Origin of the sequence: Salinicola corii, from assembly GCF_008298015.1 — a bacterium.
Classification (GTDB): Bacteria; Pseudomonadota; Gammaproteobacteria; order Pseudomonadales; family Halomonadaceae; genus Salinicola; species Salinicola corii.
This window is the reverse complement of the sequence record NZ_VTPX01000002.1, coordinates 528381-544486: the sequence shown is the minus strand read 5'-3', so window position 1 is coordinate 544486 and position 16106 is coordinate 528381. Positions and strand designations below refer to the sequence as shown.

The 16106-nt window shown below is 63.2% G+C and carries 12 protein-coding genes; all 12 read right to left on the bottom strand.

The genetic code is table 11. The features are described 5' to 3' along the window. Positions 1-30 precede the first annotated feature (30 nt). The 12 genes from F0A16_RS06425 to pilM all read right to left on the bottom strand — a co-directional run bounded on the left by F0A16_RS06425 (position 31) and on the right by pilM (position 16038). On the bottom strand, positions 31-753 hold the full coding sequence (locus F0A16_RS06425; RefSeq protein ID WP_149434534.1) for a gamma-glutamylcyclotransferase: 723 nt from the start codon (positions 751-753) through the stop codon (positions 31-33). A 122-nt stretch (positions 754-875) separates the two neighbouring features. Next, positions 876-2186, bottom strand: a complete 1311-nt coding sequence (locus tag F0A16_RS06420) for a solute carrier family 23 protein (RefSeq protein ID WP_149434533.1) — start codon at positions 2184-2186, stop codon at positions 876-878. A 238-nt stretch (positions 2187-2424) separates the two neighbouring features. Continuing rightward, on the bottom strand, positions 2425-2658 hold the full coding sequence (locus F0A16_RS06415) for a hypothetical protein (RefSeq protein WP_149434532.1): 234 nt from the start codon (positions 2656-2658) through the stop codon (positions 2425-2427). A 165-nt stretch (positions 2659-2823) separates the two neighbouring features. Further along, positions 2824-4254, bottom strand: a complete 1431-nt coding sequence (locus F0A16_RS06410; protein ID WP_149434531.1) for an FAD-dependent oxidoreductase — start codon at positions 4252-4254, stop codon at positions 2824-2826. Between the two features lie 101 nt (positions 4255-4355). Beyond that, on the bottom strand, positions 4356-8807 hold the full coding sequence (gene gltB, locus F0A16_RS06405; RefSeq protein WP_149434530.1) for a glutamate synthase large subunit: 4452 nt from the start codon (positions 8805-8807) through the stop codon (positions 4356-4358). 628 nt (positions 8808-9435) lie between these two features. Next, positions 9436-10548, bottom strand: a complete 1113-nt coding sequence (gene aroB / locus F0A16_RS06400) for a 3-dehydroquinate synthase (RefSeq protein ID WP_149434529.1) — start codon at positions 10546-10548, stop codon at positions 9436-9438. Positions 10549-10553: 5 nt separating this feature from the next. After that, a complete protein-coding gene (gene aroK / locus F0A16_RS06395) occupies positions 10554-11114 on the bottom strand; it encodes a shikimate kinase AroK (protein ID WP_149434528.1) in 561 nt (186 codons plus the stop codon). Further along, positions 11114-13180 carry a type IV pilus secretin PilQ gene (locus F0A16_RS06390; protein WP_149434527.1) on the bottom strand — a complete coding sequence of 689 codons (2067 nt, stop codon included), beginning with the start codon at positions 13178-13180 and terminating at the stop codon, positions 11114-11116. The genes aroK and F0A16_RS06390 overlap by 1 nt, the downstream gene beginning before the upstream one ends. An 11-nt stretch (positions 13181-13191) precedes the next feature. Further along, a complete protein-coding gene (locus F0A16_RS06385) occupies positions 13192-13743 on the bottom strand; it encodes a pilus assembly protein PilP (RefSeq protein WP_149434526.1) in 552 nt (183 codons plus the stop codon). Beyond that, positions 13740-14396: a type IV pilus inner membrane component PilO gene (locus tag F0A16_RS06380; RefSeq protein WP_239023731.1), complete on the bottom strand. Its 657-nt coding sequence runs from the start codon at positions 14394-14396 to the stop codon at positions 13740-13742. Before F0A16_RS06380 ends, F0A16_RS06385 begins: the two co-directional genes overlap by 4 nt. 26 nt (positions 14397-14422) lie before the next feature. Then, positions 14423-14992 (bottom strand): PilN domain-containing protein, encoded by a 570-nt coding sequence (locus F0A16_RS06375; protein ID WP_149434524.1) that lies wholly within the window; start codon positions 14990-14992, stop codon positions 14423-14425. Continuing rightward, a complete protein-coding gene (gene pilM, locus F0A16_RS06370; protein ID WP_149434594.1) occupies positions 14989-16038 on the bottom strand; it encodes a type IV pilus assembly protein PilM in 1050 nt (349 codons plus the stop codon). Before pilM ends, F0A16_RS06375 begins: the two co-directional genes overlap by 4 nt. Positions 16039-16106 lie beyond the last annotated feature (68 nt).

Here is a 16106-nt window from a genome sequence, read left to right as displayed (position 1 = left end):
GCTCGCGCGGTCGTCATGACCTGAGGCGGATCAGCTTGCGACGGCGCGCTGCAACGACTCCAGACGCCGGTCCCGGATGCCGAGCGCGTGAAGATCGCCCACCGTGTTGTCGAGATACTCGCGGCAGGATCCCAGCACGCCGCGGCCGGTACGTAGTAGGTGCACCACCGTCTCGTCGGGCTGGCGGCCGATATAACGCTCGTGATGCGGGTTGATCACGAAAGCGACACCCCAGATCGGGCCGACGTCCGTCTTCAGCTTGGTCCAGCGTGGCCGATAGGCGCCGGTCAGCATCTCGCGCCGCCAAACCAGCGTCAGTTCACGCTCGAGATTGTCGCCGGGAACGCGCAGCGCCACCCCATGGCAGGAGCCGCCCGGCGCCAGCGCCAGCATCAGCCCGGGGGTCTCGGGAGTGCCTCGGCCGTGATCGAGCTTGAGGCAGAAGTCGCGATGATAGCCGTAGAGCCGGCAGGTGTGGCGCTCGGCGACCTCGACACACGGATTCCAGATCAACGAGCCGTAGGCGAAGAGATACACCCCGTCCTGCAACTGGATGCCGGGCGGGGCCGTGGCCAGAACGTGCTGGATCGAACTGCGCAGCTCCTGATGGCTCTTCAACGCCACCTCGGGATAGACGTGCTCGAAGTGACGGCGAATCAGGTCCTGCTCCAGCACCTCGCGGGTCATGGCGATCGACTTCGGCGTGGAAACCTGTTCGCCGGGATGGGTCTCGCTGGACTGCGACTCGCTCATTGGGGGCTCTATACTCGGACGCGATCGAAAGGGTTCGGGATGACACGGGTGACGCTACGGCTCTGATCCGTGGCCACCCAAGACTAACGTTCAACGGACTTGAAACGAAGCCCGGATCGGCATCACCCGGCAATGCCCCGCCTGCGTCCGGCGCCACGACGCAGAATGAGATGCAGAAGAATCGCACCGAAGGTGGCAGTCCCGATACCGTCGAGCGTGAAACCGCCGAAGTCGATGGAGAAATTGCCCGCGCCCAGCACCAGCGTCACCGCCGCCACGATCAGATTGGTATTGTCACCCAGATCGACATCGTTCTGTATCCAGATACGGGCGCCGGCCACCGCGATCAGACCGAACACCACGATCGAAGTGCCGGCCAGCACCGGACCGGGGATGGTCTGGATCAACGCCCCGAAACGCGGCGAGAAGCCGAGCAGAATGGCAAATCCGGCGGCAGCGACGAAGATCAGCGTCGAATAGACCCGGGTCACCGCCATCACACCGATGTTCTCGGCATAGGTGGTTACGCCAGTGCCGCCGGACGCACCGGACACCATCGTCGCCAGTCCGTCACCGACGAAAGCCCGGCCGATGTAGGGGTCGAGATCGCGTCCGGTCATCGCCCCCACCGCCTTGATGTGGCCGAGGTTCTCCGCCACCAGGATGATCGCGACCGGGGCGATCAGCACGATCGCATGGGGACTGAACGTCGGCGCCGTGAAAGCGGGCATCCCGAACCAGTCGGCCGCGCCGATCGCCGAGAAATCGATCGGCGCTCCCCAGCCCAGGCCGTTGGTGACCAGCGCATAGATGGCGTAGGCCGCGACCAGACCGACCAGGATCAACAGCCGCTGGAGCATGCCGCGGGTCAGCACCGCGGCCAGGCCGACACAGAGGATGGTCACCAGCGCCATCGCCGCGTCGAAATTGGAATCCTTCACGCTGGAGACCGCCACCGGGGCCAGATTGAGGCCGATGGTCATCACGATCGCCCCCGTTACCACCGGCGGCAGCAGGTACTCGATCCAGCGCGTGCCCAGCGCCATGACCAACATGCCAATGAGCGTGTAGATCGCGCCACAGGCAATGATGCCCCCCAGCGCCAGGCCGATGGAAGGATTGCCACCGCTGCCGGCGTACCCGGTGGCAGCGATCACCACGCCGATGAAGGCAAAGCTCGAGCCCAGATAGCTGGGCACCCGACCGCCGACCACCACGAAGAACAGCAGCGTACCGATCCCCGACATCAGAATGGCCAGATTGGGATCGAAACCCATCAGCAGGGGTGCCAGCACGGTGGAGCCAAACATCGCCACGGCGTGCTGAATACCCATCAGCAACGTCTGCGCCGGCGGCAGCGTCTCGTCGGGCGCGATCAGGCCTTGGTGGCGAACGGCATCGACGCGCCGCCAGCGGGGGAACCAGGATGACATCGGGTTTGTTCTCCAAAGCAGTGGTCGGGCGGCGCCAGCGGCGTTCGACCGCGCGAAAGCGATTGTTGTCAGCGTGGCCGACGAATCGACGGCTCGACGCGCATTCTACCGTCAGCGTCGAATGGATGCTTCCCGACATCCCGGTGGCACCTCGGACCGACAAAAAAAGCGCCAACGGTTACGCTGGCGCTTTTCTCGATGCGGCCACTGCGTTGGCCGCTTCGGTATAGAGTGAAACTCACTCCGGCAAGCGCGATACCAGAATATTGGCGCGTCGCTCGATCTCCTCGAGCATCCCGGCGCACTCGTCCGACATTCCGCTGTCTCGGAGCTTGGCCAGGGAAAACAGTGCCTTGAGTTGCCCACTGATCATGATGGCCTGATGGCCGCCGTCCTGATCCAGCACATGATCTTCCAGCGCTCGCAGGTGGGTGTTTGCCTGGTCGAGAATGTTGCGTTCAAGCCTGATCATGATGTGACCTTCTGAGAATTGCGGTTCGTGACGAGCGCGCCACTGTAAAGACTCTCTCGGCGTTATACCACCGCTGGAGGCAGCGGATGGCAACCACCGACCGGTGTCGACGCTGCCGTCGATACGCCCATCGGTTTGGCCTAATTCCGCGGACGGGCCAGGGATCTACACCTTGAGAAAGTCCAGAATGCCCTCCGCCGCCTGCCGCCCTTCATAGACGGCGGTCACGACCAGGTCGGAGCCACGTACCATATCGCCGCCAGCAAACACTTTTTCATTGCTGGTCTGATAGGCGAAGCGCTCCATCTGTGCCGGAATTTCCGGGGCCAGCACACGGCCACGCTCGTCGACCTCGATCTGATGGGTATCGAACCACTCGATCTCGCTGGGTTGAAAACCGAAGGCGATGATCACTGCATCGCAGGCCAGGATTTCCTCCGAGCCCGGCACCACTTCCGCACTGCGGCGCCCCTTGTCGTCCGGCTCGCCCATGCGGGTACGCACCAGCTTGACGCCCTCGACCTTGTCCTCGCCGACAATTGCGACCGGCTGACGGTTGAACAGGAACTCGACGCCCTCCTCGCGTGCATTGGCCACCTCGCGCTTGGAACCCGGCATGTTCTCCTCGTCGCGACGATAGGCGCAGGTCACGCTGGCCGCGCCCTGGCGGATCGAGGTGCGATTGCAGTCCATCGCGGTATCGCCACCGCCGAGCACGACCACCCGCTTGCCGGCCATCGAGACGTAATCGGCCGGATCCTTCTCGAAGCCCATGTGGTGGTTGGCATTGGCGATCAGAAAGTCCAGCGCCTTGTAGACACCGTCCATATCCTCGCCCGGGAAGCCGCCAACCATGTACTTGTAGGTGCCCATGCCGAGGAATACCGCGTCGAACTCGTCGCTGAGCTGGTCGAAGGTGATATCGCGACCAATCTCGGAGTTGAGCCGGAACTCGACCCCCATCTCTTCGAACACCGCGCGACGTCGCTCCATCACATGCTTCTCGAGCTTGAACTCGGGAATACCGAAGGTCAGCAGGCCACCGATTTCCGGATAGCGGTCGAACACCACCGGCTTGACGCCGTTACGCACCAGCACGTCGGCACAGCCCAGTCCGGCCGGCCCGGCACCGATCACGGCCACGCGCTTATTGGTCATGACCACCTTGGACATGTCCGGGCGCCACCCCATGGCAAAGGCGGTATCGGTGATGTACTTCTCCACCGAGCCGATGGTGACGGCACCGAAGCCATCGTTCAGCGTGCAGTCCCCCTCGCACAGCCGGTCCTGCGGACAGACTCGGCCGCAAACCTCCGGCAGCGAATTGGTCCGGTGCGACATCTCTGCCGCCTCGAGAATGTTTCCCTCGCTGACCAGCTTGAGCCAGTTGGGAATGTAGTTGTGAACCGGACACTTCCACTCGCAGTACGGATTGCCGCAATGCAGGCAACGGTGCGCCTGACTGGCCGCCTCGCTGGGCTTGTAAGGCTCGTAGATCTCGGCGAATTCCTTCGCCCGGCTGCGCGCGTCCTTTTTTTGCGGATCGCGCCGCCCGACATCGATGAACTGAAAGTCGTTACTCAAATGGTTTGCCATGTGTCTTCTCTCCTCACTGGACCGACGACAATCTCGGATCCCGGCTGAAGCCCCTATCACCGGAGTCGAAGCCCCGGCTCACTCGAGCTGTCCGCCGTCTCTTATTCAGGCTGCCGCCTGGATTGGGCCAGCAAACCGTTGAGACTTGCGGCCTTGGGCTTCACCAGCCAGAAGTGGCGGATGAAGTCGGAGAAATCCTCGAGAATCGCATGCCCCCGTGGCGAGTCCGTCTCTTCCACGTACTCGGTGATCACCTCGCGCAGGTGGCGACGATAGGCTTCCATCGACTCGGTGTTGATTCGATGGATCTCCACTAGCTCGTGGTTATAGCGGTCAACGAAGCCACGATCCTCGTCGAGCACGTAGGCAAACCCCCCCGTCATGCCCGCACCGAAATTGATGCCGGTCTTGCCGAGCACGCAGACGAGACCGCCAGTCATGTACTCACAGCAGTGATCGCCGGCGCCTTCGATCACCGCATGAGTGCCGGAATTGCGCACACCAAAGCGCTCGCCGGCCATCCCCGCGGCAAACAACTTGCCGTCGGTGGCGCCGTAAAGACAGGTGTTGCCGATGATCGCCGTCTCGTGGCTCTGGAAGCGGCTGGCCTTGGGCGGTACGATCACCACCTTTCCGCCATTCATGCCCTTGCCGACGTAGTCGTTGGCATCGCCTTCCAGGTACAGATTCAGCCCGCGCGCGTTCCATACGCCGAAGCTCTGCCCGGCGACACCGGTGAAGCGCGCCGTGATCGGGGCATCCTCGAGCCCGGCTTCGCCGTAGCGTTTGGCGATCTCGCCGGAGACCCGCGCCGCCACCGAGCGGTCGCAGTTGGTGATCGTGAACGAGAATTCGCCGCCGGCCTTCGACTCGATCGCCGGCAACAGCGCATCGAACACCTCCTGGTTCTTGGCACCCGGATCATGCGGTACGTTACGGCTGACCTGGCAGAATTGCGGCGCGTCCTTGGGCACGAAGTCGTTGGCCAGCAGCGGATTCAGATCGAGCTTGCGCTGCGCCGCCGTCTCGCCCTCGAGCATCTCGAGTAGATCGGTGCGCCCGATCAGGTCGGTCAACTGGCGCACGCCCAGCAGCGCCATCAACTCACGCACCTCCTCGGCGATAAAGCGGAAGTAGTGCTTGACCATGTCGACCGTGCCACGGAAGTGCTCGTCGCGCAGTTCCTGATGCTGGGTCGCAACGCCGGTGGCACAGTTGTTGAGGTGGCAGATCTTCAGGTACTTGCAGCCCAGCGCGACCATCGGCGCGGTACCGAAGCCGAAGCTCTCGGCACCCAGGATCGCCGCCTTGACCACGTCGAGCCCGGTCTTGAGACCACCGTCCGTCTGCAGCCGGATCTTGTCACGCAGGCCGTTGATGCGCAGCGCCTGGTGCACTTCCGGCAGGCCGAGCTCCCACGGGCTACCGGCGTGCCGAATCGAGGTGATCGGGCTTGCCGCGGTGCCGCCGTCGTAGCCTGAGACCGTAATCAGGTCCGCGTAGGCCTTGGCCACGCCGGTGGCAATGGTCCCGATGCCGGGCTCGGAGACCAGCTTGACCGAGACCTGGGCACTTGGATTGACCTGCTTGAGATCGAAGATCAGCTGGGCCAGATCCTCGATCGAATAAATATCGTGGTGCGGCGGCGGCGAAATCAGCGTCACCCCGGGTACGGCATAGCGCAATCGCGCGATCATCTCGTTGACCTTGCCGCCCGGCAGTTGCCCCCCCTCGCCGGGCTTGGCGCCCTGGGCCACCTTGATCTGCAGCACTTCGGCATTGACCAGGTAGGCCGGGGTCACCCCGAAGCGCCCGGAAGCGATCTGCTTGATCTTGGAGGAGCGGATGGTGCCGTAACGGGCCGGATCCTCGCCACCCTCGCCGGAATTGGAGCGGCCACCGGTCTCGTTCATCGCCTGGGCCAGCGCCTCGTGCGCCTCCGGCGACAGCGCCCCCAGCGACATGCCGGCACTGTCGAAGCGCAGCAGCAGGTCCTCGACCGGCTCGATCTCATCCAGCGGTAGCGGTTCGGGGGCCGGCTTCAACTTCAGCAGATCTCGGATCGTGGCGACCGGACGCTCGTTGACCAGCCGCGCGAACGCCTTCCACTTGGCATAATCGCCCTGCTGGACCGCCTGCTGCAGCGTCATCACCACATCAGGGTTGTAAGCGTGATACTCGTGGCCATGGACGAACTTCACCAGCCCACCCTGACGAATGCCCTTGCGTGGGATCCAGGCGTCGCGCGCGGCCAGTTCCTGCTGCATCTGCAGCTCGCTGAAGCCCGTCCCTTCGATGCGCGACATCATCCCGTCGAAGCACATCTGCATGACCTCGGACCCCAGGCCGACAGCCTCGAACAGCTGCGAGCCACGGTAGGAGGAGATCTGCGAGATCCCCATCTTCGACAGGATCTTGTAAAGCCCCTTCTGCATGCCCTTGCGGTAGTTCTCGCGGGCGTCCGCCGGGTTGCCGACCAGCTCCCCGGTGCGGTGCATGTCGGCCATCACCTGATAGGCGAGGTACGGATAGACCGCGGTGGCGCCGACGCCGAAGAACACCGCCATCTGGTGGGCGTCACGGGCGTAGCCGGTCTCGACCACGATGTTGACACGGGGGCGCAGCGCCAGCCTGGCGAGATGATGGTGAACCGCCCCGGTGGCCAGCAGCGCCTGGATCGGCTGCTTGCCCTTCTCGAGCTCGGCATCAGACAGTACCAGGATGACCTTGCCGTCCTTGGTAGCCTGCTCGGCTTGCTGACATAGCGCCACCAGCGCCTGGCGAAGCGAGGTGGTCTCCGGGTCGTAGTGCAACGGCAGCCGGACCGAGGCGAACGCCGGGTCTTCCTGGGTCACCAGGGCGGTGAACTTGCGCGGCGACAGCACCGGGGTGGTCAGGATCAGACGATGTGCGTGCTCGGGTGTGGCCTCGAAGACGTTCAGCTCGGCCCCGCAGCAGGTTTCCAGCGACATCACGATCGCTTCCCGCAGCGGATCGATCGGCGGATTGGTGACCTGAGCGAATTTCTGGCGGAAGAAATCGGTGAGCAGACGATTCTGGCGCGACAGCACCGCCATCGGCGTATCGTCGCCCATCGAGCCCACCGCTTCCTGGCCGCTCTCGGCCAGCGGGCGCAGCAACTGATCGCGCTCCTCGAACGTTACCGAAAACATCTTCTGGTAGACGTTGAGTTCGTCGGTCTCGAATGGCTGGAAACGCGCCAGCTCGGTCAGTGCCGACTCAAGATAGTGCGCGTGCTCCTTGAGCCAGCGCCGGTATGGATAGGCGGACTTGAGCCGCTGATCGATATCGTCGGTGTGCAGCACTTCGCCGGTCTGGGTATCGACAGCGAGGATCTGGCCCGGACCCACGCGGCCCTTGGCGACCACGGACTCCGGCTGGTAGCCCCAGACGCCAATCTCGGAGGAGAGCGTGATATAGCCATTGTCGGTAATCACCCAGCGCGCCGGACGCAGGCCGTTGCGGTCGAGCATGCAGACGGCGTGGCGACCGTCGGTCATCACGATGCCGGCCGGGCCGTCCCATGCCTCCATGTGCATGGAGTTGTACTCGTAGAAAGCGCGCAGATCGCCATCCATGGTCTCGACGTTCTGCCACGCCGGCGGCACCATCATGCGAACGGCGTTGTACAGGTCCATGCCGCCGGTGAGCAGCACTTCCAGCATGTTGTCCATGCTCGACGAGTCGGAGCCGGTGGTGTTGACGATCTCGTCGAGGCCTTCGATATCCGGCAACAGTTCGCTGACGAAGTTGGCCTTGCGCGCGTTGGCCCAGCCGCGGTTGGCCTCGATGGTGTTGATCTCGCCGTTGTGCGCCATGAAGCGAAACGGCTGCGCCAGCGGCCAGCGTGGCGCCGTATTGGTGGAAAAACGCTGGTGAAAGACACAAACCGCTGTCTCGAGACGCTCGTCGCCCAGGTCCTGGTAAAAGGTAGGAAGGTCCGCGGGCATCATCAGGCCCTTGTAGGAGACCACCTTGGACGATAGCGAGCAGACGTAGAACTCTGCTTCCTGGCGTAGCTTCTGCTCGGCCAGACGACGCGCCATGAACAGTTCGACGTTGAACGCGGCATCGGTCTGGGAGGCGTCCCCTTCGACGAAAACCTGGCGAATGCGCGGCAGGCACTCGAGCGCCATCGGCCCGCAGACGCTCGGGTCCGTGGGCACGTCACGCCACCCCTTGACGCTCAGGCCACGCTCGGCGAGCTCGCCTTCCAGCGTCTCGCGCGCACTTCGCTCGCGGGCATCGTCATCGGGGAAGAACACCATGCCGACGGCGAAGCGTTCGCCCAGGGTGACGCCCAGTTGATCCTCGGCCAGCGCGCGCATGAAGCCCATCGGCATCTTCAGCAGCAGGCCGCAACCATCGCCGGTCTTGCCATCCGCCGCGATGCCGCCACGGTGGGTCATGCAGGTCAAGGATTCGATCGCCGTCTTGAGCAGATCGTGACTGGCCTGCCCCTCCATATGAGCAATCAGGCCGAAACCGCAGTTGTCGCGGAATTCGCCGGGCTGGTGAAGACCTCTCATCATGGGCGTGCCTCACAAAGCTGTTCTGAATACAAGGTATTGTATTCGGTACGGTAAAAAGAGATAATAAAAGGTTTTCTTATTTTTCTGACTGGATTGCCAGTGGTGCGATAGCCCCGATTTTCGTCTCGATGCGCCGACAATGTGGGGCGCCAGCGGGTCGCAAAAAGGCCGGACAGAATAGCCAGTCAGCTTCCCCAGCGCAATTCCGGAGCCGGCTCTTTCGCTGCAAATGCATTTAAAATCGAAGACTTAGCGAAACATTCAACAAAAATACACTGCTAGCACAAAGGCTTAGGCTTCAACATAGACCAAAGTCTAACCCCTTGTGTGACGTGGCCCGGGTCGTCGTGAGATTCAGGCGCGAAACCCATACCGATACGGCATGGAGCATACCAATTATATCGACAACGCCCGGAAAGAACAGCCATCGACACGCCGATTGCCGCCAGGCGAGACCTGCGGACGCCCCCCCCTCGCCGTACGCCGTGACGGGAGGTCTATCGAGACGGGCTGCCCTCAAGGCGATCCATGCGAACGGGTGAGCAGAGGCGCGCCGCCGGGATAGTGGCCGGAAATTGAAGGTCGGGTGAAGCCGGGAAGGAGAGGCGCCTGCCGGCGCCATGGCACGTCAGCCTCGGGGGAAGCGTTCCAGCAGTCGGTGGAGCTGCTCGGCCTCGGTATCGTCCCGTATACAGGCGCGCCCCAGCGCCTCGAGCAGGATCAGGCGCAGCCGACTGTCGAGATTCTTCTTGTCGAGGCGCATGCGAGAGAGAAAGTCCTCGGCCTGCATGTTGGCCGGCGCCGTGACCGGGAGATCCGCCGCGATCAGAATCGCCGCGACGCGCTCGACATCGGCCTCGCTCAGCCAGCCGCGATCAAAGGATAGCCGGGTCGCCATCATCATGCCGGCGCCCACCGCTTCGCCGTGCAGCCAGTTGCCATAGCCCTGATGCGCCTCGATGGCGTGACCAAAGGTGTGCCCCAGGTTGAGCAGCGCTCGTACGCCCTGCTCGGTCTCGTCCTCGGCGACGACTTCCGCCTTGATCTCGCAGCTGCGGCGAATGGCGTGACGAATGGCGGACTCGTCCAGCGCTCGGAGTGCCGCCAGGTTCTCCTCCAGCCACTCGAGGAAGGAGATATCCCAGATCAAGCCGTACTTGATCACCTCCGCCAGTCCCGCGGAAAGTTCCCGGGCCGGCAGCGTTCGCAAGGTGTCGATATCGACGATCACCGCCCGGGGCTGCCAGAACGCACCGATCATGTTCTTGCCACGCGGGTGATTGACGCCCGTCTTGCCGCCCACGGAGGAGTCGACCTGGGCCAACAGCGTGGTGGGAATCTGGATGAACGCGACGCCGCGCTGATAGCTGGCGGCCGCATACCCCGCCATGTCGCCGATGACGCCTCCACCCAGCGCGATCAGCGTGCAGTGACGATTGAAGCCGGCAGCCAGCAGGGCATCCCAGATACGCTCCACCGACGCCAGCGTCTTGGTCGCCTCTCCATCGGGCAGGATGACTTCCCGGATCTCGAGGTCGGCACCGGCCAGCGTCTGCTTGAGCGCCGCGAGGTAATGCGGAGCGATCGCCTCGTTGGTCACGATCATCACCTGGCGGCCCGCCAGATACGGCAGCAAATGTTCCCGGCTCGCCAGAACGCCCGCGCCGACGTGGATCGGGTAACTGCGCTCGCCCAGCGACACGCTCAACGACTCCACCGAAAGCAAAGAAACTGACGACATGGGACTTACCTCTGATGAGAGAGTGGCGACGAGGCACCGAGCGGCTCGGCGAGACGGGAGACACGGCGCAGGATATCACCGACCACGCTTCTGGGACCGCGACGATCCGTGCGCACGACGACATCCGCCGTAGCGCGATAGAGCGGATCGCGAATCGCGAACAGCTCCCTCAGCACCTGTTCCGGGTTGGCATTCTGGAGCAGCGGTCGATTGCGATCCCGCGAGGTGCGTCGAATCTGCTGCTCGACGGTGGTAGCCAGGTAGATCACCGTACCCCGCTCTCGCAGCAGTTGCCGATTGACCTCGCGCATGACCGCGCCGCCGCCCGTCGCCATCACGACTTCACTGCGCTGGGTGAGCTCGTCGAGCATGGCCGTCTCGCGATCACGAAACCCCTGCTCGCCTTCGACATCGAAAATCCACGGGATGTTCGCCCCGCATCGACCCTCTATCTGGTGGTCGCTATCCAGGAATTCGCGCTGCAATTCGGCCGCCAGAAGGCGGCCGATTGTGCTCTTGCCGGCCCCCATGGGACCGATGAGAAAAAGATTGGGAAGCGACCGCATCAGCGAATGGCCAGTCCGTCCTCGATGATCTTGGGCGTAATGAATACCAGCAATTCTACCTTCTCGTTGCTTTCCTGGGTATAGCGGAAGAGATTGCCCAGCACCGGGATGTCTCCCAGGAACGGGGTCTTGAACAGCGTACGTAACTGCTCGGACGTCAGGATTCCACCCAGCACCACGGTTTCGCCGTTGTCGACCAGCACCTGGGTCTGAATCTCGTTGGTATCGATCGCCGGCGCGCCATCGAATCGTGTATTGGAAATATCGTCGTTATTGATGCGCAGATCCATGATGATGCGATCGTCGGGTGTGATCTGCGGCGTCACCTCGAGCGACAGCACCGCCTCTTTGAACTCGGTGGTCGTCGCGCCGCTGGAGGAAGCTTCCTGATAGGGCACCTCCTGCCCCTGCTTGATGACCGCGGTGCGCTGGTTGGCGGTAATCACCTTGGGTTGGGAGATGGTCTGGCTCTTGCCCTCACTCTCCAGCGCACGCAATTCGAGATCGATCAACACGTCCCCGGAGAGATAACCGAAGCTGAAAGCGCTGGCCGGGTTAGTCGCGTTGCCCAGATCGACCGCCAATCCGCCACCATAGGGAGCGGGGTCATCCGAGGTCGTCGGCACCGTCGAAGGATTGCCGTCGGCCGCCCCGCTCAGATCGAAATGACGCCCCCGCGGGGAGGAAAGCCCCCAGTTGACGCCCAGCTCGTGCGTAGCGCTATCCCTCGCGATCACGATACGAGCCTCGATCTGCACCTGACGTACCGGGACATCGAGGTGGTCGATGGTCCGCCGGATCGCGTCCAGTTGATCGCGAGTGTCCTGCAGGATCAGCGTATTGGTGCGCGGATCGACGGTGACCCGACCACGCTCCGACATCATTCCAATTCCCTCGCCGCCTCGCAGCAGCGCGGCAAGGGAATCGGCCTTGGCGTAGCGAATCTGCAGGAACTCCGTATTCAGCGGTGCCAACTGCTCGGACTGCTCGCGGGTTTCCAGCGTCTGACGTTGCAGGCTCGCCAGTTCGCCGGTGGGCGCCACCATCATCACGTTGCCTTCGCGACGCGCCGACAGGCCGTGATTGCGCAAGACCAGATCGAGCGCCTGATCCCACGGCACATCCGTAAGATTGAGGGTCACGTTTCCCTGCACACCGTCGCTGGCTACGACGTTGAGCCCGGACTCTTCGGCAATGATCGACAGCACGTCGCGAACCGGAATGTCCTGAAAATCGAGCGTGATGCGGTGCCCGGTGTAGCTGGGCAGACTCTCCACCTCGGGACGCTCGATCGTTCCCGCTGCAGCCAGTTCTATCGTCAAGCGACGACCGTTCTGGGTCACCAGCGGCTCCACGGCATCGGAAGCGACGATATCGAAAGTCACGCCGCCAACACTGCGACGCGGCACGATGCGCTGGACACTCGTGCCGAAGTCTCCGACATCGAGCGTCTGATACTGCTCGTCGGGCAGGGCGACACCCGGCAACCTGACGGAAACCTGTCGCCCCTGCCCCGTTACCTCGGCCGCGACGCCGGCACGATCGAGTTCCAGTTGCAGCTGTCCGGCGCCATCCGCGCCACGACGAAAATCGATCGCGCTGACCCGGGGCCCGGTTGGCAGCGTTGTCGGCGCGTCGACGAGCCCGGCGGGCGAAGATGCCAGCGGCAAAGCGTCGGGATCACCGCCCAGGTGCACGACGACCCGGTCCGACATTCGCTCGAGCCGATAGCCGGTCGTCGACTCCAGCTCGAAAACCAGGCGCGTACGGCCCCCCGCTCCCAGCACCCTCACGCCGCTGACACCGGCGCTACCGATGGCAAAGTTCGACTGGGACAAACCGCTCTGCGTCTGCAACAGATCCAGCGCCAACCGTGGTGGGGAATCCGTACGATAACCGCGAACTTCCGGCACGCCACCGACGAAGTTGAGACCCACGTCCAGGCGGCCAGCGCCCTGGTCGGTGAATGTCATCGCGGTCAAGGTGGGGGCCGCCAAGGCGGAGACCGTCACCCCCCATAGAATCAGCGTCGCGATCAATGCGGCGAAATGCCGTCGAAAATTCATGGGTTCCCCTGCTACTGTTGCCGCCGGCTGGCACCGTCGGATTCTTGTGGTGCCATGGCCAGACGCTGCCGACGCTCCGTCCAGCCCCCCTGGGGGTCCCGCACAGTCTCGATCAGCGCCAGTGCGCGTGGCTCGACGTCAACGACCTTTCCGTAATCCTTGCCCAGGTAGTCGCCCGCGAACAGCCGATGGACCCTGCCATCCGGCGCAGCGACCAGGCCCGAGGGGGTATTTCCCACCGTCAAGGTGCCGACCAGGGTCAGGCTATCGAGTTCGAAGGCTTCCAGAGGCTGGCGCAGACGATCGACATCGGGTAGCGGCGCACTATCCACCGGATCGACATGATCTTCGTGTTCGGCCACGAACGGACTGCGGCGCTGACTCTGGTCGTAGTCGGCGGTGGCATACTGCGGCATCTGCGGTAGCGCGGCGATCTGTCCCTGAGGCTTGTACCGCAACGCATCCAGATGCGCCTCCAACGCTTCCAGATTGGCATCCTGACACCCCACGAGCAGGCCGCTACCGATGAGTATCCCGGCCAGAACGAGGTGGTTCGCGCTCACGGTTTCCCCCTCTCTTTTTTGGAATCGATGCTGGGATCGGCGTCCTCCCGGTAGCGGTAGGTCTTGGCCAGCATCGACAGCCGGAGACGATCCCCCATCGGCGTCAGAGTGAAATCGTGCAGCGTGACGATACGCGGCATGGCAGCGACACGAGCCAGGAACGAGGCGATCTGGTGGAAGTCCCCGCGCACCTGGATGTCGAAGGGTTGCTCGATGTAGAACGCTTTTTCGACCGCCGGACGCAACTTGATGCTATCGATATCGAGTTGCTGCTCGCGTGCCGCGTCACTGATGGCATCCAGTAGCGCCGGGACCTCTGCATCGCTCGGCAGCATCTCCAGCACCCGCTGCATGCGGGTCTGCAGTTCGCTCATCTGGCGCTCCATCGCCGGTAGATTGACGGCCTGATACGAGAGCGTCTCGAAACGCTGCAGTGCTTGCTGTTCCCGCACCATCAATCGCTGGTGCATTTCCCGGGGCGACGAAGCCAACAACCATTGCGCGCCCCACAGCGAAACCAGCAGAAGCGCCAATGCGATCATTACCTGCAGGCCGACAGGCCAGGTGCCTGCCTCCTTGATATCCAGCTCGCGCCACTGGAGTTCACGCAATTGCCGCCACTGCTCTCCAGCCAGATCACGAAGACCGTTCAACCACCGAAACCTCATCGTCGGACGCCTCATGATCCGGCCCCCGCCACACTGTCATCGACCGGATGCTGGTCGACACTCATGTGGAAGCGCTTGGCCGCCGCGGGCCCCTCTGCGGACTGCACGTCCGAGAGCAGCGGGATAGCGAATGCCGAACTGTTATCCAGCGCTCGCATCTGGTCGGAAACCTGACGATTGGAAGCTGCTACGCCGCTAAGCTCCAGCCGGTCGTTCCTGCGATCCAGCTCGGTGTAATAGACGCCATCGACCAGCGTGGCCGTCAGTTGATCGAGGACGCGAATGGTGAGTGGACGGCTCGATTGCAGTTCGTTGATCACTTCGATCTGCTTCAGCATGCGCTCCCGCAACTCGCGAAAATCGCGCATCGCCTGAATATCGCGAGTGAGGGCGTCGGTATCGCGCTGGATTAGCGCGACCCGGGCCTGTCCCGCTCGTACCAGCGACTTCTCGTGCAGGGAGATCCCCCAGCCGATCAACAGGCCGACGAGCAGTGTCAGCAGCAAACCCTGCTTGAAACGACGGGTCCGTTGAACACGACGCTGCTCCCGCCACGGCAGGAGATTGATCTCGATCGTCATGCCATGGCCCGCATGGCGAGACCACAGGCCGTGAGCATCGCCGGCGCGTCCGCGGCCAGTGCACCGACATCCAGCCGCGAATGGACCCGCATGTGGTGAAAGGGGTTGGCGAGCTTCGCCTCGAGACCGCTCTGGGCACGCAGCCGCTCCGCGAATCCCGGTAGCGCGCTCGACCCGCCGCCAAGGACGAGACGTCGAACCTGCTGCTGTCCCGCGGAGGTGTAGTAGAGTTGCAACGAACGCCCGATGTGCTGAATAAGGGTATCAATGAACGGCAACAGCACTTGCTGACGATAGTCGTCGGGCAGTCCCCCGCGCTTCTTGGCACGGCCGGCTTCGTCGAAGCTCATGCCGTAACGCTTGCTGATGGCATCGGTGAGCTGTCGCCCGCCACACAGATTGTCCCGGCTGTAGACGATCCTTCCGCCTTTGAGCACATGGAAGGCACAAAGATTGGCACCGATATCGACCAGCGCCGTACTGTCGCCCTCTTCTTCGGAATCCCGCAGGGTACGACAGACCCGCTCGAGCGCGAAGCCCTCCACGTCAACGGCCACCGCCTCCAGCCCCACCGCCTCCATGGTCGAGGTAAGCGTCTCGATATCCTGTAAACGGCAAGCCACCAGCAGGATCTCCTGCTGATCCGGGTAACGGCCATGGTGCGCCAACCGCTGGAAGTCGAAGGCAACCTCGTTGAGCGGAAACGGGATATGCTTGTCGGACTCCATCTGGATACGGGCTTCGATCTCCTCGTCGCTGAGTGAGGCAGGCAGCGACAGCACTCGGGTGATGGCGGCCGAATTGGGTACCGCCACCACGGCGCGCCGGGAACGCAGTTGCGCATGCTCGACCGCCCGGCGCAACGTGTCCACGACCTCGCTCTTGTCGCGAATACGCCTCTCGACGACGGCTCCCTCGCTCAGCGGGCGCACTGCGTAACTGTCGATCCTCAGACCGCCGGCGTGACGCTCCAACTCCAGCAGCTTGACGGTGGCGGAGGTGATGTCCACTCCGACCAATCCCTGGGAGGATCTTTTCAAGCGCAACACTGTCTCACCTCGCCGAAACTCGAAAATCCTAATCGAAGTTAACGGCGGCCCGACAGGCAACTTGA

Coding starts and splice junctions, on each gene's coding strand:
- F0A16_RS06425 (WP_149434534.1), bottom strand. CDS start 753: ATGAGCGAGTCGCAGTCCAGCGAGACCCATCCCGGCGAACAGGTTTCC.
- F0A16_RS06420 (WP_149434533.1), bottom strand. CDS start 2,186: ATGTCATCCTGGTTCCCCCGCTGGCGGCGCGTCGATGCCGTTCGCCAC.
- F0A16_RS06415 (WP_149434532.1), bottom strand. CDS start 2,658: ATGATCAGGCTTGAACGCAACATTCTCGACCAGGCAAACACCCACCTG.
- F0A16_RS06410 (WP_149434531.1), bottom strand. CDS start 4,254: ATGGCAAACCATTTGAGTAACGACTTTCAGTTCATCGATGTCGGGCGG.
- gltB (WP_149434530.1), bottom strand. CDS start 8,807: ATGATGAGAGGTCTTCACCAGCCCGGCGAATTCCGCGACAACTGCGGT.
- aroB (WP_149434529.1), bottom strand. CDS start 10,548: ATGTCGTCAGTTTCTTTGCTTTCGGTGGAGTCGTTGAGCGTGTCGCTG.
- aroK (WP_149434528.1), bottom strand. CDS start 11,114: ATGCGGTCGCTTCCCAATCTTTTTCTCATCGGTCCCATGGGGGCCGGC.
- F0A16_RS06390 (WP_149434527.1), bottom strand. CDS start 13,180: ATGAATTTTCGACGGCATTTCGCCGCATTGATCGCGACGCTGATTCTA.
- F0A16_RS06375 (WP_149434524.1), bottom strand. CDS start 14,992: ATGACGATCGAGATCAATCTCCTGCCGTGGCGGGAGCAGCGTCGTGTT.